This window comes from Nocardia sp. PE-7 (assembly GCF_030486425.1).
GTDB classification, from domain to species: domain Bacteria; phylum Actinomycetota; class Actinomycetes; order Mycobacteriales; family Mycobacteriaceae; genus Nocardia; species Nocardia salmonicida_A.
The window spans coordinates 6,274,111-6,292,520 of the sequence record NZ_CP129614.1; the positions used below are offsets into that span (position 1 = coordinate 6,274,111).

The following is an 18,410-nucleotide window of genomic DNA, read 5'->3' on the forward strand; positions in this document are numbered from 1 at the left end:
CCCGATCAGCGCACATCACGTCCGAGGCTCAACCGATCGAGCAGGCCGACGAACGAGGAGCACCGATGATCGATGACGAACCCGCTCGCCCACTGGACGAGGTCCCCGAGGCCGATCGCATCGAGCAGGAGCAGTCCGCCTTCCGCGATGACGACCCCGACGATCCGGCCTACTCCGACGCCGCCGAGATAGCGGCCGATATCGCCCGCGTAGCCGACACCGCCGATCCGGCGGACGTGATCGAACAGACCATCCCCGTCCCCTTCGACGAGGCCGACGAGGGGTTCACCGACGCCTAACCCGCGATCTTGGCCCGCAGGCCCGCGTGCAGTTCGCGCAGGCTGGAACGCTCGGTCGCGACCTCGAGCACCCGCAGGCCGTGCGCGTCGGCGGCCAGTTCCACGGCCAATTCGGCGGGATCGACCTGCCGGTGCGGGATGCGGTAGGCCGCGCACAGGGCGGCCAGATCCATCCCGTGGGGCGTGCCGAATACCCGCTCGAACACACCCGCGTACTGCGGATCGCCCTGTTCGAGCAGCTCGAAGATGCCGCCGCCGTCGTCGTTGGCGACGACGATCGTGAGATTGTCCGGACGCGGTTCGCCGCGCCCGATCAGCAGGCCGGACGCATCGTGGAGAAAAGTGAGGTCGCCCATCAGCGCCACGGTGCGGCCGGGATGCGCCAGGGCGGCGCCCACGGCACCGGAAACCGTGCCGTCGATACCGGCGACACCGCGGTTGGACAGCACCCGGATGCCCGGGCGCGGATACGACACCAGGGCGGCATCGCGCACCGGGTTCGATGCGCCGAGCAACAGTTGATCGCCTTCTCGCAAGCCGTCCATGACCACGGCCGCCACATGCAGACCGGTCGCCTTCGGATGCGCGGCCAACTCGGCCCGCACCACCGACTCGGCCTGCTGGTTCAGTTCCGAGCAGCGCGCCAGCCAGGCGGGATCGGGTGCGCCGGTGGTCACCGCGCGGGTGCCGGTGCCGACGACATTGCCGGAGACATCGGGCCAGCGCGGACCGGTGGTGAGCGCGAACACGGTGACGTCCGGATCGGCCAGCACCCGTGAAACCTGCCGGTGCAGGGTCGGACGTCCGGTGATGATCGCCTGGGCCGGCTTCAGCAGCGACAGCGCGAGCGGGTGCAGGGCGGGTCCGTGCATCGGCGCGGTCGGCTCGGCCACCGTGGGCAGCGCGGCGAGTTCGGGCAGCAACCGCGCGCCGTGGCCGGAGATGACGACGGTATCGGGCGTCAGGTCGATGTCGAGCGGTACGTCGAGGGTGGCGTATTGGGTTGCCGTCCACGGCCGTTGCCCCTCGCGACCCACGGGTAGCGGATCGTCGGACAGCTCGGGGACCAGCGGTTCACGCAGCGGGATATCGAACTGCACCGGACCCGCGTTGCCGGACCGGGTTCCGCGCGCGGCGGCGAGCACCCGGCACACCGACGAGCGCCACACGCTGTTCTGTCGCGGGTAGGCCGACTCCCCCACCTCGGCCTCGGCCAGCCCGAGGCTGATCGTGGCGCGCACCTGCGAACCGAACAAGCCGAGCTGCTCCACCGTCTGATTGGCGCCGGTGCCCAGCATCTCGTAGGGCCGGTTCGCGCTGACGACGATCAGCGGCACCCGCGCGTAGTTGGCCTCCAGCACAGCCGGGCCCAGGTTCGCCACCGCGGTGCCGGAGGTCATCACGACCGGAACCGGCCGCCCCGACGACACCGCGAGACCGATCGCCAGAAATCCCGCGGTGCGCTCGTCGACGCGCATATGCAGCCGAAGCTCCCCGGCCGCGTCCGCGGCCTGCAGCGCGAAGGCCAGTGGCGCGTTGCGCGATCCGGGGCACAGCACCACTTCACCGACGCCGCCGCGGACGAGCTCGTCGACGACCACTCGTGCCTGCGCAGTAGACGGATTCACAATCACAGCCTGTCAGACCGGCGCGCACGCGTCTGCCCCCGGCCCGCGTTGCCTGCGTCACCGAGTACGACCAGCGCACCGGTATTCGACTATGCGACCCATTGTCGGGATGCCGTGGAGGCGATGAACCGGAATTCATATACCGAGGCAACCGATATTCATGAAATCGCAAAGAGAACAACGGAAGGAAGAAATCCGGCGGCGGGCTACCTGCCCGCCGCCGGAATTTCCGCCAACCCTACAAAAGGTTGGTCGAACGAGTATTCAGCTCACTCCGCGGGGGCGGTGAGATCCTGGATGCCCGTGACGGACTCGATGATGTTGAGGACGGCGGAAGTAGCGCTGTCGACCGCGGCGCTGCCCGACTCCAGCACACCCGAACCAGCGGACGAGCCGGTCAGCACGTCAGCAGAGCCCGTGGCGGCCTCGGCGGAACCGGTGGCGTCGGCACTCGCGACGGCGGGACCGAAGAACATGACAGCGGCAGCAGCGGCAGCACCGGTGGCGGCGAGGGTCTTACGAGAGATCATGTGAGCAAACTTCCTTTCGACCTTTGCAATGCAGTCATCCAAAGCAATTCGATTTCCGGATCGCTTGATTGGCAACGTATCCGATAAGGCCGGGTGGTTGTCAATCGCTGTCGATGACCGGCGCGCTCTCGCCGAATTATCGGCAACCCGCAATTATCCTGACGTTCACCGTGGCGGTTATATTCCTCACACCCGCTGTCACGGAATTTACCGCCGACCGGGAATCGATGTGTCCGGGGCCACCGCATGCCCCCGTTACGTGAGGGTGGTCACCCGGGAACGCGAAAAGGCCGGTGCGGTTCGGTTACCCGAACTCGCACCGGCCTCGTTCACACGATCACAGCGGGGGCCACCCCGCCAGCGCGCTCAGCCTGCGTGCTTCTGCACCAGATCGCCGACGCGCGGCAGTGCCTCGATGACGTGCTTCTTGGCAGAACCACGCATCGACGAGTACACCTTCTTCAGTGCGGGCCGGGTGGACGATTCGGCGCGGGCGTCGGTGACGGCCAGCAGCGACTCGGCTACCTCATCGGACTTCGCGGCCAGCAGATCGGCGAAGGTGCCGGTGCCGGAAGCGGTGAATTCGGCCCAGTACGGCTGGAGCTGATCGAGCAGTTTCGGCGCCAGCGACGCGAGGCCGTCGGGAACGATGGTCGGGCTGATCTTCTTGACCGCCGCGTAGCCACCCTTCACGGCGAGGCCGGACGCACCACCTTTGTCCGAGACCTCGGCGTCGAGCACCTCGACGGCGTCAGCAAGGAAAGCCGGACGCTTGGCGTCGTCGAGCAGGGATTCAGACAGTGCTGCAACCACTTTCAGGTTCCTCCGGATCGGTTCGATGTACGAGCAGGCGCAACTATACGCATCGGGTGCTCAGAGCACGCGCCGACCGCTCGAGCTGCGGTGTTACGACCTTGTACCGCGCGGTCGGAGAGTAGGGCAATAATCGTGGTCGTGACTTTCGATCCGAAGCTGTGGCAGCCCGTCCCCGGGTTCGAGGACCTGACCGACATCACCTACCACCGGCATATCGAGCAGGGCACGGTGCGGGTCGCATTCGACCGACCCGAGGTGCGCAACGCGTTCCGCCCGCACACTGTCGACGAGCTGTACCGCGCGCTCGACCATGCGCGGATGAGCTCCGACGTGGGCGCGGTGCTGCTCACCGGCAACGGTCCGAGCGAGAAGGACGGTGGCTGGGCGTTCTGTTCCGGTGGCGACCAGCGCATCCGCGGCCGCAACGGCTACCAGTACGCCGACGGCGAGACCGCCGACACGGTCGACGCGGCCCGCGCGGGCCGACTGCACATCCTCGAGGTGCAGCGCCTGATCCGTTTCATGCCCAAGGTGGTGATCGCGCTCGTCAACGGCTGGGCCGCCGGTGGTGGGCACAGCCTGCACGTGGTCTGCGATCTGACGCTCGCCTCCCGCGAGCACGCGCGGTTCAAGCAGACCGATGCCGACGTCGGCTCGTTCGACGGCGGGTACGGCAGCGCGTACCTGGCGAAGATGGTCGGCCAGAAGTTCGCCCGCGAGATCTTCTTCCTCGGCAGGCCGTACACGGCCGAGGAGATGCACCAGATGGGCGCGGTGAACAAGGTCGTCGACCACGACGAGCTGGAAAACGTCGCGCTGGAGTGGACCGCCGACATCAACGGCAAATCGCCGCAGGCGCAGCGCATGCTGAAGTATGCGTTCAACCTGCTCGACGACGGTCTGGTCGGTCAGCAACTGTTCGCCGGTGAGGCGACCCGCTTGGCCTACATGACCGACGAAGCGGTCGAGGGCCGCGACTCGTTCCTGGAGAAGCGCAAGCCCGATTGGACGCCCTACCCCTGGTACTTCTGAGAACGGACACCCCATGGAGATTCTCAACAGCCGGATCATCGTGCGTCCCAGCGATTACGGTCGCACGCTGGCTTTCTACCGCGACGGCCTCGGCTTGGCGATCGCGCGGGAGTACCCCGGCGGCACGGTGTTCTTCGCCGGGCAGTCGCTGCTCGAGGTCGCCGCACACGGTGGCAGCGGGCAGTCGGGCAGCTTCGACGGCGCGATCTGGTTGCAGGTGCGCGATGTCGACGACGCGGCGGCGGAGTTGGCGCTGAAGGGAATCGAGATCGAGCGCGCACCGGTGCTCGAACACTGGGGTCTGTGGGAGATGTGGGTGCGCGATCCGGACGGGGTCGCCATCGTGCTGGTGCAGGTTCCCGCCGAACATCCGATCCGGCGGGATCAGCGCTGGTCGCCGGAGTGAGAGGGCTGTGCCCGCGGCCGAGCCGAGTTGCCGATGACGGCTCGGCCGCGCACGATAGCTGCGAGCAAGCGCCCGACCGACGTCGTCCGGACCGCAGTGCGAGTGGTGTTGTCCATCTACTGAATCGCAGTCGCTATGTCTGGCTTTGCCGACCCGTTTCCCGACAAACCGACCCGTTGGCCGGGTCTTGTCGGTCGCATGACACGATCGAAGCCGTGAGGGCGCGCGGCAAGCTGTTTCTGGAGGTGGTGGGGTGAGTAGAACCCTGCGGACGCTGCAGATGCCGACCGGTTCCGGGGTCAGCGAAGTGATGCCCCACCTGCGCCAAGCCCTCGACGGCAGCGGCCCGGCGTGGTTACCGATCCCGACCACCGATCGTCGGGAGGCGCGCAGGCTCTCCGACGCGCTCAAGCCCGGTGATCCGATCGACGACGATGTCGCCCTGGTCGTGACGACCTCGGGCACCACCGGTATCCCCAAGGGCGCGCTGCTCGGCGCCGAAGCCCTGCGGGCCAGCGGCAACGCCACGCACGACCGTCTCGGCGGTCCGGGCAGTTGGCTGCTGGCGCTGCCGACCCATCACATCGCCGGTATCCAGGTGTTGCTGCGCAGCATCCTCGCCGGCACCGAGCCGACGGTGCTCGACGTGTCGGGCGGGTTCCTGCCCGAGGCACTGGCCGGGGCTGTCGGCGCGATGCGCGGACCGCGTCGCTATACCGCGCTGGTGCCCACGCAGCTGATCAAGTCGCTGGATTCGCCGGTGGCGGCCAAGGCGCTGGCCGAGCTCGACGGCGTCCTCGTCGGCGGTGCGGCCACGCCCGCGCCCGTCCTCGACCGGGCGCGTGACCTCGGTATCACCGTGGTGCGAACGTACGGGATGAGTGAGACCTGCGGTGGGTGCGTCTACGAGGGCGTGCCGCTCGACGGCACCGAACTGCGCATCGAGGACGGTCGCGTCATCCTCGGCGGTGCGATGATCGCGCGCGGTTACCGCAATCTGCCCGACCATCCGGCCTTCGCCGAGCCCGGTTGGTTCCGGACCGAGGACGCGGGCTCCTTCGAAGACGGTGTGCTCTCGATTACGGGGCGCCTGGACGAGGCCATCATGACCGGTGGGCTACTGGTGATTCCGCAGGTGGTGGAGGCTGTGCTGGCCAACCACCCCGGCATCAGCGAATGCATCGTGCTCGGGCTGCCCGACGAACGACTGGGTCAGCGGGTCGCGGTCGCGATCGTGCCGGCAGCGGGTGCCGCGCCGACGCTGGACGAACTGCGCGCCCACGTGGTGGCCGAACTCGACTCGATCGCCGCACCGCGTGAACTGGCCGTGCTGTCGGAGATTCCGCTGCGCGGCCCCGGCAAGCCCGACCGCGCAGCCCTGCGCAAGCTCCTCCTGGCCGAATAGCGGCCGGACGACAGCGCGACGCAAGGGGCGTGCAAGTCGGGGTGGGCACGGTAGTGCTCATGACTTACACACCCACTTCATCCCTCGCCGTCGAGGCGGACGGGCTGGTCAAGGTGTTCGGCAAGCAGCGCGCGGTCGACGGGGTGAGCCTGACGGTGCCGCGCGGCGCCGTGTACGGCGTGCTCGGACCGAACGGCGCGGGCAAGACCACGACCATCAAGATGCTGGCGACCCTGCTCCGCCCCGACGGCGGTAGCGCCCGGATCTTCGGCCGTGACGTCGTGGCCGAACCGAACGCGGTGCGCTCGCTGATCGGCGTCACCGGCCAGTACGCCTCGGTCGACGAGGAACTCACCGCCACCGAGAACCTGATCATCTTCGCCCGCCTCCTCGGCCTGAGCAGGTCCGATGCCCGGCGCAAGGCTGTCGAGCTCCTCGACGAGTTCGACCTCGCCGAGGCCGCGTCCAAGCCGCTGAAGAACTTCTCCGGTGGCATGCGCAGGCGCCTGGACCTCGCCGCCAGCCTCATCTCCACCCCGCCGCTGCTGTTCCTCGACGAACCGACCACCGGCCTCGACCCACGCACTCGCGCGCAGATGTGGGAAACCATCCGCAGGCTCGTCCGCGAGGGCGCGACGGTGCTGCTCACCACCCAATACCTCGACGAGGCCGATCAACTGGCCGACCGGATCGCGGTGATCGACCGCGGCAAGGTGATCGCCGACGGCACCGCCGACCAGCTCAAAGCTTCCATCGGCGGCGCGTCGGTCCACCTGACACTGGTCGATTCCGAGCAGCTCGACGAAGCCCGGCGCATCATCGGCGACTTCCTCGACGTGAGCGTGCAGATCAGCCCCGAAGCGGGCAGGCTCACCGCGCCGCTGCCCGACCCCAATCTCACCGCCGACCTGCTGATCCGGTTGCGCGACTGGGAGATCGGGGTCGACGAGATCACCGTCAGCAAACCGACGCTGGACGAAGTCTTCCTCACCATCACCGGCCATCCGGCCGACGAATCCGACGACACCGAACGGAGCGCGGCATGACCGCAGTACTCACCGCTCCCGAATCCATCGACAAACTCCCCGAGGCCGGCGACCGGATCGCCCTGCGCGAGACGATCGCCACCTCGTTCACCATGGCCTATCGCGGCCTGCTCAAGATCAAGCACAATCCCGAACAGCTCTTCGACGTGACGGTGCAGCCGATCCTGTTCACCGCCCTGTTCACCTACATCTTCGGCGGCGCGATCTCGGGCAGCGTGTCCGGCTATCTGCCGGTGCTCATCCCGGGCATCCTCGTGCAAACCGTGGTGCTGACCTCGGTGGTCACCGGTACTCAGCTGCGCGAGGACATGGACAAGGGCGTGTTCGACCGCTTCAAATCCCTGCCCATCGCTCGGGTTTCGGCGCTGGCGGGCGCGCTGCTGGCCGATATGGTGCGCTACGCCATCGCCTCGACGCTGACCGTGCTGGTCGGGTTGTGCCTGGGCTACCGGCCCGGCGGCGGTCTGGCCGGCGTGGTCGCGGCCTGCCTGGTGGTCGTGGTGTGCTCGTTCGCGGTCAGCTGGATCTGGGCGCTGGTCGGCGTCACCGGCAAGAGCGCCGCGTCGGTGCAGGGCATCTCGATGATGGTGATGTTCCCGCTGACGTTCATGTCCGGCGCCTTCGCCCCGGTGAGCACCATGCCGGGCTGGATGCAGGGACTCAACCACGCCAACCCGGTGTACTACATGGTCAACACCTGCCGGGAACTGATGAACTCCAACAGTTACGGCACCGACCTAGTCTGGTCGCTGGTCGGCTCGCTCGTGGTGATCGCGATTTTCGCGCCGCTCGCGGTCAGGGCCTACATGCGCCGCGCCTGAACACCGCTGTTCCGCAACGGCATCCGATCCACGGGTCGGGTGCCGTTGTCGTGTCAGTGCAGTCCGGCGATGATCTCGATCACGCGCATCGCGGCATCGAGACGACGCGTACCCGCCGCGCGATGCAGCGCGGCGTCCATCGCGGCATCGCCGACCACGCTCCGATGCAAGGCGATGTGCGCGGCCAGTTCCATCGACGGGCTGTCCTGTCTGGCCATCGATGTCCCTGCCAGCGTGAGCAGTTCGAGACCGTCGGTACGCCCGTTCTCGGTGGTGAGCAGGTAGGAACCGAGTGCGCACGCCACCGCACCGATCTGCGGCAGGTCGATGTACTGCGCCAACCGTTGATCGGCGGTCTCGATCATCTCGGCCACCAGAGCGCGGGCCACCGACGCCCGGCCGTGCAGCACATGGGCGCTCACGGTGCCCGCCGCGATCATCAGTGAACCGGGGCCGGGCGTCGGTTCGAAATCGGGCCACCCGAGCAGCTCCAGCCCGCGGCGGAAATGGCGCAGTCCGGCGTCGATATCGCCCTCGGCGAGTTCGAGTTCGGCGAGGGCGGTGGCCGCGTTCGCCAGCCGGTGATTGCGGCGAACGGTCGGGTCGTCGACCGCGCTCACCCCGGAATCGTCCGGGCGTAAAGCGAAGTCGAGTTCGGCGCGGGCCTGCTCGAGTCGACCGCAGCCGACCAAGGAAGCCGCCAGGTAGCAGCGGCTCTCCATGATCTCCTCGTGCACACGGAGCTTGCCCATCAACTCCAGCGCGCGGCGGTAATAGTTCACGGCGTCGGCGTAATGCGCCGACTGACCGGACAGCTGGGCCAGGTGCTGGCTCACCGTCGCCATGCCCCACACTTCCGCCGGGTCCATGTCGTCGAGTGTGCGTAAGGAGTCACGGGTCGAGCCCGCGACGTTGCCCGCGTTCTCCCAGAGATTGGCGCGTGCGATCAGCGCGGCGACCCGAACTTGCCGATGATGTGAACGCGCGCCACGGGCGAACAGTCTGCCCAACCGGAACTCCTCGGGCCGAACGGTGATCACCGTACCGAGGAAGGACAGGCCCGGATCGAGATCGGGGTTCGTCACCAACCGCCGCGCGCGCGTCCGCACGATCGCCGTCGCGCGGACGCCACCGTCCTTGAGGAACAGCATGTGCAGGCAGGTCAGCAGATGCGCGATCATCTGTAGGTCGGCGGCGTCGCCCGAGGCCGGTGGCGGTGGTACGAGCGCGACCAATCGCATGGCCCACCCGGTGAATTCCAGGTGCGCGCCGCGCATCACCCAGACCATCGCGACCACCGGGAACACCGAGTAGGCGGTGTGCGCGTCGGCGCGATCGACGGCAATGCGCAGTACCGCGACGAGGTTGTCCAGGTCGGCGGTCACCGCGAGCACCGCCCGCACCTGATCGCCGCCGCGATAGCCGCGAAACGACGCCAGCGCGAATTCCCTCGCCCAGCAGAACATTCTGTCGAGCACCAGCGCGGATTCGGCGCCGTCGGTCGCCGCGTCGGCGGCGGCGATCTGTTCGGCGCCGAACTCACGAACCGTTTCGAGCATGCGATAGCGGATGCCCGCGCCGTCGGGGTCGTCCAAGACGGTGAGCAGAGACTGGCCAACCAGCCCGTCCACCGCGGCGGCCACATCCGGGCCCGCGGCGACGATCTCGGCCGCGGACAAAGTGAACCCGGCCGCGAACCGGCTCAGCCTGCGCAGGGTCACCTGCTGATCGAGGTCGAGCAGGTTCCAGCTCCACGCGATCACCGCGTGCAGCGTGCGATGCCGATGCGGCGCAGACCGATCACCGCTGCGCAACAGGGCGAAACGATGTTCGAGCCTGGTCTCGATCTCGGCGACGCTCATCGTGCGCACCCGTGCGGCGGCGAGCTCGATCGCCAGCGGCAGACCGTCGAGGGTGCGACACAACCTGGCCACGGTGTCGGGGTCGAGGCGCACATCGGGACGCACCGCCCGTGCACGAGCCGAGAACAGTTCCGTGGCAGGTGAACCGGCCGCGTCGATCGCCAGAGGAGCGAGCGGATAGACGGATTCGGCGGTGATCGCCAGCGGTGAGCGGCTGGTGGTGAGCACCGTCAGCTGGGCGCACCTGCCGACGAGATCGGCGACCACCTCGGCCGCGGCATCGATCACGTGCTCGCAATTGTCCAGAATCAGCACCATCGGCCGCGCCGCGAGCGCCTCACGCAGGCGGGTGCGCGCATCGATCTGCCTGCCCTGCCGGATGGCGCCGGGGTCACGGATGACCTCCCCCAAACCCATCACCTGCCCGATCACGACCTCGATACCGGTGCGCGAGTCGGCGCCCACCTCTGATTCGGGCTGCACCGAGGCCAATTCGACGAGCACCACCGGAACCGAACGAGCCAGCCGTTCACCCACCGCGTTGGCGACCCTGGTCTTGCCGGTGCCACCGGGTCCGAGGACGGTGGTCACCCTGGAGCGGTGCGCCAGCTCGATGATGGCGTCGAGATCGGCGGTGCGACCGAGCAGTTCATTGGGTGCGGCGCGCAGACCTACCGCTGTGCGCGGCGTCGCGGCGTGGTTCGCCGTCGATCGGTCAGGCGCGCTGCCGTTCGCCGATTCGGCGGGCTGGGTGTTCGGCTGTCCTCGCTCGTCCAGCTCCACGATCGGTGACGCGCCGCTCCGCTGGGAACCACCGCCGCTGGTCGAGTCGGGCAGGTCGGCCTCGGCGCCCTCGTACCGGGCGGCGACAGCCGAAGAGCGCGCGTCAGTGGGGCCCCGTCGGCCGGCAATGTCGCCGTTGTTCACACCGAGTGCCGATGAGTCAGCGGCTCGGTGCGCGGGCGGCGAGGCGCTCGGGTCGGCTTCTCGGTTGCGCTGTGCTGCGCGATCTCCAGGGATCTCGATCGTTTCGCCCCGCAGGACGGCGGTGTTGAGGGCGAGCAGGGCGGGGCCCGGGTCGGCGCCGAGTTCCTCGATCAGGCGTAGGCGGTAGGTGGCGAAAACTTCGAGGGCTTCGTTGGTTCGGCCCGCGGCGGCGAGCAGGCGGACCAGGGTCGTGTGGGCGGATTCGTCCAAGGGGTTGGTCGTGGCGGCGGCGCGAGCCAGCGGGAGGGCGGCGGCGAAATCGTGCCGGGCGGTGTGGGCGGCGAGTTCGGTGTGATCGAGGTGGCGGCGCAGGTCGACGGCGGCCGCGCGGAGGTCGTCGGCCGGGGCGGAATCAGGAAGATCGGCGCCCGGTTCGCCGCGCCAGAGGGTGTGGGCCAGGGCGATCGCGGCGAGGCTGTCGGCGGTGTTGCCCGCGGCCAGGTGTTCGTCGGCTCGCCGGGCCAGCGCGGCGACCGCGGTGAGGTCGACGCTGTCGGCGGGCAGGGTCAGCCGGTAGCCCGCCGGACCGATCTCGAGCGCACCGTCGGGCAGCAACGCCCGCAGCCGCGAGACCTGGGTGTGCAGCGCGTTCATCGGCGCTCGGGGTGGTTGTTCGCCCCACACCTCGTCGATCAGCGCCTGGGCGCTGCGAGCCCGGCCGGGATGGACGGCGAGGGCGGCGAGCAGCAGCCTGGCGCGGGCGCCCGGTAGCGCGATCATGGCCTCGTCGCGGCGGATCGCGATCACGCCGAGCACCCCCACGACAACGCGGGAGAGAGCCTCGGAGAGCGACCCCTCGGGGCCGCGGTGCTGTACAGACATGCCGATGTCATCGTAGGCGAGCGCGGCGTCGGGTTTCCGATTCGCGCTCACCGCGACACCCGAGGTCGACGTGTCCCGCGATTTGTCGCCGACTCGCCTTAGGCTCACGCGCATGGGCAACTTCGAGGTGTCGCGGCACACCGCCATCGCCGCCGAACCAGCACGGATTCACGCACTGATCGACAACTTCCACCAGTGGCGGCTGTGGTCGCCATGGGAGGATGCCGATCCGCAGCTCGCCCGCACCTATACCGGCCCGGAATCCGGCGTCGGCGCCCGCTACGCCTGGCGCGGCAACCGCAAAGCCGGTGCGGGCGTGATGGAGATCAAGGCCGATGCCGAACGCGAGATCGGGGTGGAGCTCACCTTCGAGAAGCCGTTCAAGGCCACCAATTTCGTCACCTTCACGCTGGCTCCGGTTGCCGGTGGTACCGAGGTGACCTGGAAGATGACCGGCACCCACTCCGGCATGATGGGCGTGCTCGGCAAGGTGTTCCCGATCGACAACCTCATCGGCAAGGACTTCGACAAGGGTCTGGCCCGACTCAAGACGATCGCCGAATCCACCCCGGCCTGACACCGTGACCAGGCGCACCCGCGCCCTCCCACCGATGTCGGATTAGGCTTCGATCCATGGCTACAGCAGCGGAATGGATCGAGGGCGCCCGGCCGCGGACGTTGCCCAACGCGATCGCGCCGGTACTCGCGGGCACCGGCGCGGCCGCGTCTGTCGACGGGGCCGTCTGGTGGAAAGCAATTCTGGCGCTGCTGGTTTCGCTGGCACTGATCGTCGGGGTGAATTACGCCAACGACTACTCCGACGGCATTCGCGGCACCGACGACGTGCGGGTCGGGCCGCTGCGGCTGGTCGGCTCGAAGCTGGCGTCCCCGAAGGCCGTTCGCACCGCCGCGGTGCTCAGCCTGGCGATCGGCGCGGTCGCGGGGCTGGTGTTGGCCGTGACCACCGCATGGTGGTTGGTGCTGATCGGAGCGGTGTGCCTGGCGGGCGCCTGGTTCTACACCGGCGGCAGCAAGCCCTACGGCTACAGCGGTTTCGGCGAGATCGCGGTGTTCGTGTTCTTCGGGTTGATCGCGGTGCTCGGCACCCAATACGTGCAGGCGCTGCGGGTCGACTGGGTCGGCCTGCTGCTCGCGATCGGAGTCGGCGCGTTCTCCAGCGCGGTGCTGGTGGCCAACAACCTGCGTGACATCCCGACCGACACCGAGACAGGCAAGATCACCCTCGCGGTGAAACTCGGCGACGCACGCACCCGCACCCTGCACGTGGTGCTGCTCGCGGCGCCGTTCGTGATCAGCCTGGCGCTGATCGCGAGCACGCCGTGGGCGCTGGTCGGATTGCTCGCGTTGCCGCTGGCGATCCGGGCCAACGCCCCTGTGCGCACCGGCAAGGGCGGGCTGGAACTGATCCCCGCCCTCCGCGATTCGGGGCTGGCCCTGCTGGCGTGGTCGGCGCTGAGCGCGCTGGCCGTCGGGCTCGTCGGCTAGTCGCCGTCGGGTACCAGAATGCCGAGTACCCAGTTGACCAGCGTGATGATCAAGCCGCCCCACAACGCCGCCCAGAAGCCGTCGACGCGCAGGCCGTAGTCGGTGATCTCGGTGATCTTGGCGGTGAGCCACAGCATCCCCGCGTTGACCACCAACAGGAACAGGCCGAGCGTGAGGATCACGAACGGCAGCGACAGGAGTTGCACGATCGGCTTGATCACGGCGTTGACCGCGGTGAACACGACCGCGACGATGAGCAGGACCAGGGCCTTGCCCCAGTTGCCCCACTCCGCTGACCACTCGGGCGGCACGTAGATATCGATCTTGTCGATCCACGCGGCCGCAGCCCAGATGGCTATGGCGTTGATGACCAACCGGATTGCTAGTTGCATACACGCAATGCTAGGCCGGGAAACGGGCGTTGCGGCGGGTCTGACACACACCCGCCGCCAGATTCACGCGGCGCGGTCGAGCATCGCGTAGAGATCAGTGCGCAGACCCGACGCCGCGTCGCGTCCGCCGAGCAGATCGACAGTGGCCGGGTCCGCCCCGCGCAGAATCCCGAGCAGCAGGTAGACCGAGGTGATCTCGCGATCCTTGCGGTGGATCGTTTCCCGCAGCGCGAGTTCGAGCGTCTTCTTGGCCGGGCCGGTGAACGGGATGTGCCCGGAGCCGAGCAGTCGGCCCAGCATGCCGCGCTTGGCCTCCGGTTCGGCCCGGTCCCAGGCCTGCGGTCCGAAGTTCTCGGCGATGCTGGCCTGCACCGCGTCCAGGTCGATGCCGATCGAGCGCAGGGCCTGCGCGTCATCGGCGCCGAGCTGCGGCTCGCCCGTGCGGGCGGCGAGGGCGGTGCGTACCCCGTCGGCGGTGATGCCGTGCGCGTCGAGCACCGCCCGGAGTCCGGGGTCGGCGTTCGACAGAGTGCCGAGCAGCACGTGCTCCGGTTCGATCTGATTCGCGCCGAGCTCCTTGGCGACGGACTGGGCGCCGACCACCGCGGCCCTGGCCTCGCGGCTGAATTTCTCGAACATCAGCGGGTTCCACCTTTCCGATTGTGTTTCTGATGGACCGCTTGCTTGCTCACCTCTAGTGCCTCCGCGATGGCCTGCCACGACCATCCGTTGGCTCTGGCGTTGGCCACCTGGATCGTTTCGAGTCGGTCGGCCAATCTGCGCAGTGCGAGCACGGCGCGCAGCCCGACTGCGGGGTCGGGATTGCCTGCCGCCGAGGCGAGGGTTGTTGCATCGGTCATGGCGTCAATTTTGATTGACGATCTCGCGCTTGTCAACAAAAATTGACAACAGAGGGTGCGGAAAACCCGAGGAGAGAGGTGGGAAGTGTCAGCCGTTCCAGCGACCGGTGGCGGCGAATTCGGTGAGGATGTCGGTAGGACCGGTCAGATCGATGTGCTGGGCCGCCACCCAGTCGTCGTCGAAGTAGGTGCCCGCGTACCGGTCGCCGCCGTCGCACAGCAGGGTGACCACGCTGCCGCTACGGCCCGCCGCGACCAGCTCGGCGACGAGATGGAAGGCGCCCCACAGGTTCGTGCCGGTCGAACCGCCGACACGACGCCCGAGCGCGGCGCTCGCGTGGCGGGCGGTGGCGATCGAGGCCGCGTCGGGCACCGCGATCATGCGGTCTACCACCTGGCCGACGAACGAGGGTTCCACGCGGGGACGGCCGATTCCCTCGATGCGCGAAGGCATCCCGGTTTCATAGCCCGCGTCGCCGGTCTCGTAGCCGCCGTAGAACGCCGAGTGCTCCGGGTCCACCACGGCCAGACGGGTCGCGTGCCTGCGGTACCGGATGTAGCGACCGATCGTCGCGCTGGTGCCGCCGGTCCCGGCGCCGACCACGATCCACTCCGGCACCGGGTGGTTCTCCAGCGCCAGCTGCTCGAAGATGGATTCGGCGATGTTGTTGTTGCCACGCCAGTCGGTGGCCCGCTCGGCGTGGGTGAACTGATCCATGAAATGGCCGCCGGATTCGGCGGCCAGACGCTTGGCCTCGGTGTACATATCCGGTGGTCGATCGACGAAATGACATCGGCCGCCCTGCGCTTCGATGAGCGCGACCTTCTGCGGCGAGGTGCTCGCCGGCATCACCGCGACGAAGTCGAGGCCGAGCAGCTTGGCGAAATACGCCTCGCTCACCGCCGTGGAACCCGACGACGCCTCGACCACGGTCGTCCCCTCGGTCACCCAGCCGTTGCAGATCGCGTACAGGAACAGCGACCGCGCCAACCGGTGCTTGAGACTGCCGGTGATGTGGGTCGACTCATCTTTGAGGTAGAGCTGCACCGGCCAGTCGGCGGGCAGCGGATACCGCAGCAGGTGGGTGTCGGCGGAGCGCTGGGTGTCGGCGTCGATCAGCCGCACGGCGTTGTCGACCCAGTCACGCGGGGCGCTGCGGTCGAGGTACTTCACGCCGACGTACCGTCGTCGTCACCCCGCAAGCGGGCCCGCAGCTGCGCCTTGTCCTGGCGGCGGCGCGCGTCGACGACGGCGATGTCCTCGTTCACCTTCACCCGCAATTTCTTGAACAACGTCAGCGACAGCGGCATCGCGACGATCAACGCGAACAGTGCCGCGACGATGATCGGCACGTCGACGCCGATCAGCTTGGCGATACCGATGATCAGCGCGGCGATCACCACCACCAGACCGAGGCGAGCCAGCGTGTAGAGCGCGAGATTGCGTACCAGCCGTTTCCCGGCGCCAGAACCCTGCTGACCTGTTGCTTCACTCACGGCTACAGCCTAATGGGCGCCGATACGGCGGCGTTCATCAGCCGTACCCGGCCGCGGGTACGGATGGCCCGGCGAGAATCGCTTCGATACGGCACGTTCGCGGCTTTTGTCTATTACTTCCCCTTTACCAACAGTAGGTGGTTCGACTACATGGGGGTCGCAGTGCGACGATGACGCCACTGATGAGGGAACTGTCGAAACGGAGAGGTTAGCTATGACTGCGATCACCGTCGGCCTTCAGGACACTCTGCTGACACCAGGCCAAGTGGCCGCCATGTTCCACGTAGACCCCAAGACCGTCACCAGGTGGGCTCATGCCGGCAGGCTCGGCTCGCTGCGCACACCGGGCGGACATCGCCGTTTCCGCGAGTCCGAGGTCTTGCAGTTGCTCAGATCGCTCACCACCGAGGCAGCACCGCGCTGACTCGCCGGCCGACGCGAGCCCACCGCGGGCTCGCGTTTGCCAAAAATTTCCCTCCCGTTGCGGATGTGCACACGGCGCGGACACGGCTACCCTCGATAGCAGGAGGTGAGCGACGTGACGTTCCTATTGGCACTCATCGCGATCGTTGCCATCGCAGTGTTGTGCTGGAAGGCGTTCGGCCCCGAATTGCCGCGCCCGAATTCCGGCCCACCCCCGCGCAGGCCGGTTCTCGGTCCCGACGACGATCCAGAATTCCTCTGGCGCCTCGGCAAACAACCACGCGACGACTCCGGTCCTACCGAGTGACCTCGCGATGTGCGTCGCCGTGAGCTGTCGCACATACCCCCGTTGCGCGTCGAAAGAGCTGGGTAGATAACGTATTCCGGTGATTGATGTGCAGCAAGGTTCTGTCCCGACCACTTGGCGCGCGGCCGACGGCAGCGCCGTGACGTTCACCGAGGCCCGGTTGGAGTGGACTCGCGCCGCACATGAAGTGCTGGCCGACACCGCCACCCGGTTCAACAACTTCATCGTCAACACCGAACTGGCCGAGCTGGTCCAGGAAGAGTCCGGCATCCGCACCGCGGTGAAGTGGCAGCACTGGCTGCCCGTCGTGCTGGACAAGGTCGCCGAGCACTGTCACGAGAACAACGAGCCGCCGCTGAGCGCGCTGTGTGTGCGCAAGAACCAGACCGTCGGCACCGGCTACCGCTACATCCTCGAACTCGCGGGCCTGCCCATCCCCGACGACCTCGAAATGCACGCCGCCGCGGCCCGCTGGCAGTGCTACCAGCATTTCGCCACCGACCTCCCCGCTGACGGCGGCCTGCCCACCCTCCCCCCGAAGGTCGCCGCCATCCGCCAGTCCACCTCCGCGGACCTGGCCACCGCCGAAGCAGCAGAGGCAGCCGTCAAGCGCACCCGAGCCCCCCGCAGCACCGCCGCCGTCCCCAAGCCCGAACCGGTCCGCAAACCGGTCTGCCTGAACTGCCACGTAGAACTCCCCGCGAACAAGATCTGCTACTACTGCTGATCCGCGAACAACAAAGGCCCAGACGCTCTTCCGAGCCTCTGGGCCTTATGTATGTCCGCGGCAGAACGGCTAGTTCAGTCCGGCGTAGCTGTGCAGACCGCTGATCACCATGTTGATGATGAAGAGGTTGAACAGCATCGCGACGAAGCCGGCGATGTTGATCCAGGCGGCCTTGGTGTCTCGCCAGCCGGAGGTGGCTCTGGCGTGCAGGTAGGCCGCGTAGAGGACCCACGCGATGAAGGAGCAGGTTTCCTTGGGGTCCCAGCCCCAGAAGCGGCCCCAGGCTGCTTCGGCCCAGATGGCGCCGAGGATGACGCCCGCGCCGAAGAGGGGGAAGCCGATGATGGTGGTCTTGTAGGCGAGCTGGTCGAGGGTGCGGGCGTCGGGGAGGCGACGGGCGATCGTGCCGAGGATGCCGGTGGATTCCTCGCCCGCGGGCTGACGCATGCGGAACAGGTAGAGCAGGCTGGCTACGCCGGAGACCAGGAAGACGCCGCTACCGATGCTGACGATGGTGACGTGGATCGGCAGCCAGAACGAGCGAAGAGCCGGGACCACGGGTGCGGCGTCGGCGTAGAGGACCGTGCCCGCCAGGAACATCAGGATCAGCACGGGGACCAGCAGGAACGCCCACATGGCGCGGTAGCGCTGGTCGCGCAGGAAGATCAGGCCGATCACCACGGCGGCCGCGGTGGCCATGGTGGTGAACTCGTACATGTTGCCCAGCGGGAAGCGGTGGGTCGCGAAGCCGCGCAGCACGATCGAACCGATGTGCAGCACCGCGCCGACCACCAGCACCGAGAAGGCCATGTTGCCCAGCCGTTCGGCGAGCGGTTTGGCCTCCGGGGTCTCGATGCGGCCGGGCAACCCCGGGTCGCCCGCGGGGACGAGTTCGCGCGCGGTGACCTGCTTGGCGCGCGCCGAGGCGTACTGCACGATCAGCAGGACCGTGGCCAGGGCGTAGATGGCCATGGCCGACATGAACGCGAAGTCGCTGTACCGTGCCAGCGTTTCGTCGATCTGCATCAGGATTCCGTCTCCATG

General features: G+C 68.0%; 21 protein-coding genes. 11 read left to right on the forward strand and 10 right to left on the reverse strand.

Annotation, left to right across the window (positions count from 1 at the left end; all coding sequences use genetic code 11):
- The first annotated feature begins 65 nt into the window (after positions 1–65).
- Positions 66–299, forward strand: a complete 234-nt coding sequence (locus QX204_RS29285; RefSeq protein WP_301903719.1) for an Rv3202a family protein — start codon at positions 66–68, stop codon at positions 297–299.
- On the opposite strand, the gene menD is transcribed toward QX204_RS29285, so the two are convergent.
- The 3 genes from menD to QX204_RS29300 form a co-directional block, all read right to left on the reverse strand.
- Positions 296–1,927: a 2-succinyl-5-enolpyruvyl-6-hydroxy-3-cyclohexene-1-carboxylic-acid synthase gene (menD, locus tag QX204_RS29290; RefSeq protein WP_301903720.1), complete on the reverse strand. Its 1,632-nt coding sequence runs from the start codon at positions 1,925–1,927 to the stop codon at positions 296–298. The genes QX204_RS29285 and menD overlap by 4 nt on opposite strands.
- A gap of 269 nt (positions 1,928–2,196) precedes the next feature.
- On the reverse strand, positions 2,197–2,457 hold the full coding sequence (locus tag QX204_RS29295) for a hypothetical protein (protein ID WP_056814399.1): 261 nt from the start codon (positions 2,455–2,457) through the stop codon (positions 2,197–2,199).
- A gap of 366 nt (positions 2,458–2,823) precedes the next feature.
- Entirely contained in the window at positions 2,824–3,270 is a 447-nt protein-coding gene (locus QX204_RS29300; RefSeq protein ID WP_301903721.1) for a DUF6918 family protein, read from the reverse strand.
- A gap of 141 nt (positions 3,271–3,411) precedes the next feature.
- Between QX204_RS29300 and QX204_RS29305 the strand changes: the two genes are divergently transcribed.
- From QX204_RS29305 to QX204_RS29325, 5 genes are all read left to right on the forward strand, one after another.
- Complete coding sequence (locus QX204_RS29305; RefSeq protein ID WP_301903722.1) at positions 3,412–4,305, forward strand: 1,4-dihydroxy-2-naphthoyl-CoA synthase; 894 nt, start codon at positions 3,412–3,414, stop codon at positions 4,303–4,305.
- 13 nt (positions 4,306–4,318) lie between these two features.
- Positions 4,319–4,711, forward strand: coding sequence for a VOC family protein (locus QX204_RS29310; protein WP_062988839.1), 393 nt, complete (start codon positions 4,319–4,321; stop codon positions 4,709–4,711).
- Between the two features lie 280 nt (positions 4,712–4,991).
- Positions 4,992–6,116: an o-succinylbenzoate--CoA ligase gene (gene menE / locus QX204_RS29315; RefSeq protein ID WP_301908143.1), complete on the forward strand. Its 1,125-nt coding sequence runs from the start codon at positions 4,992–4,994 to the stop codon at positions 6,114–6,116.
- 59 nt (positions 6,117–6,175) lie between these two features.
- On the forward strand, positions 6,176–7,162 hold the full coding sequence (locus tag QX204_RS29320) for an efflux ABC transporter ATPase subunit, DrrA-related (RefSeq protein WP_301903723.1): 987 nt from the start codon (positions 6,176–6,178) through the stop codon (positions 7,160–7,162).
- Positions 7,159–7,983, forward strand: a complete 825-nt coding sequence (locus QX204_RS29325) for an ABC transporter permease (protein WP_301903724.1) — start codon at positions 7,159–7,161, stop codon at positions 7,981–7,983. The genes QX204_RS29320 and QX204_RS29325 overlap by 4 nt, the downstream gene beginning before the upstream one ends.
- A 53-nt stretch (positions 7,984–8,036) precedes the next feature.
- Here QX204_RS29325 and QX204_RS29330 read toward each other — a convergent pair whose 3' ends face one another.
- Positions 8,037–11,705, reverse strand: coding sequence for an AfsR/SARP family transcriptional regulator (locus QX204_RS29330; protein WP_301903725.1), 3,669 nt, complete (start codon positions 11,703–11,705; stop codon positions 8,037–8,039).
- A gap of 61 nt (positions 11,706–11,766) precedes the next feature.
- On the opposite strand from QX204_RS29330, the gene QX204_RS29335 reads away from it, so the two are divergent.
- Together QX204_RS29335 and QX204_RS29340 are read left to right on the forward strand one after the other, a co-directional pair.
- On the forward strand, positions 11,767–12,231 hold the full coding sequence (locus tag QX204_RS29335) for an SRPBCC family protein (RefSeq protein WP_301903726.1): 465 nt from the start codon (positions 11,767–11,769) through the stop codon (positions 12,229–12,231).
- Between the two features lie 56 nt (positions 12,232–12,287).
- Positions 12,288–13,160, forward strand: a complete 873-nt coding sequence (locus QX204_RS29340) for a 1,4-dihydroxy-2-naphthoate polyprenyltransferase (protein WP_301903727.1) — start codon at positions 12,288–12,290, stop codon at positions 13,158–13,160.
- Here the strand turns inward: QX204_RS29340 and QX204_RS29345 are convergent.
- From QX204_RS29345 to QX204_RS29365, 5 genes are all read right to left on the reverse strand, one after another.
- Positions 13,157–13,552, reverse strand: a complete 396-nt coding sequence (locus QX204_RS29345; RefSeq protein ID WP_301903728.1) for a phage holin family protein — start codon at positions 13,550–13,552, stop codon at positions 13,157–13,159. The two genes, QX204_RS29340 and QX204_RS29345, sit on opposite strands and share 4 nt — an antisense overlap.
- Before the next feature lie 63 nt (positions 13,553–13,615).
- Positions 13,616–14,191, reverse strand: a complete 576-nt coding sequence (locus QX204_RS29350) for a Clp protease N-terminal domain-containing protein (RefSeq protein WP_301903729.1) — start codon at positions 14,189–14,191, stop codon at positions 13,616–13,618.
- Positions 14,191–14,412 carry a hypothetical protein gene (locus QX204_RS29355; protein WP_019049431.1) on the reverse strand — a complete coding sequence of 74 codons (222 nt, stop codon included), beginning with the start codon at positions 14,410–14,412 and terminating at the stop codon, positions 14,191–14,193. Before QX204_RS29355 ends, QX204_RS29350 begins: the two co-directional genes overlap by 1 nt.
- Before the next feature lie 88 nt (positions 14,413–14,500).
- Positions 14,501–15,586: an L-cysteine desulfhydrase Cds1 gene (locus tag QX204_RS29360; protein WP_301903730.1), complete on the reverse strand. Its 1,086-nt coding sequence runs from the start codon at positions 15,584–15,586 to the stop codon at positions 14,501–14,503.
- The gene (locus QX204_RS29365; protein WP_301903731.1) at positions 15,583–15,909 is read right to left on the reverse strand and encodes a DUF4229 domain-containing protein; all 327 of its coding nucleotides are present in this window, start codon (positions 15,907–15,909) and stop codon (positions 15,583–15,585) included. Before QX204_RS29365 ends, QX204_RS29360 begins: the two co-directional genes overlap by 4 nt.
- A gap of 214 nt (positions 15,910–16,123) precedes the next feature.
- Here QX204_RS29365 and QX204_RS29370 point away from each other — a divergent pair, with 214 nt between their 5' ends.
- The 3 genes from QX204_RS29370 to QX204_RS29380 all read left to right on the forward strand — a co-directional run bounded on the left by QX204_RS29370 (position 16,124) and on the right by QX204_RS29380 (position 17,366).
- Positions 16,124–16,333, forward strand: coding sequence for a BldC family transcriptional regulator (locus tag QX204_RS29370; RefSeq protein ID WP_056814442.1), 210 nt, complete (start codon positions 16,124–16,126; stop codon positions 16,331–16,333).
- A gap of 114 nt (positions 16,334–16,447) precedes the next feature.
- Positions 16,448–16,639: a hypothetical protein gene (locus tag QX204_RS29375; RefSeq protein WP_063054496.1), complete on the forward strand. Its 192-nt coding sequence runs from the start codon at positions 16,448–16,450 to the stop codon at positions 16,637–16,639.
- Between the two features lie 79 nt (positions 16,640–16,718).
- Complete coding sequence (locus QX204_RS29380; RefSeq protein ID WP_301903732.1) at positions 16,719–17,366, forward strand: hypothetical protein; 648 nt, start codon at positions 16,719–16,721, stop codon at positions 17,364–17,366.
- Between the two features lie 69 nt (positions 17,367–17,435).
- Here the strand turns inward: QX204_RS29380 and ccsB are convergent, their stop codons facing one another.
- On the reverse strand, positions 17,436–18,392 hold the full coding sequence (gene ccsB / locus QX204_RS29385) for a c-type cytochrome biogenesis protein CcsB (protein ID WP_301903733.1): 957 nt from the start codon (positions 18,390–18,392) through the stop codon (positions 17,436–17,438).
- Positions 18,393–18,410 lie beyond the last annotated feature (18 nt).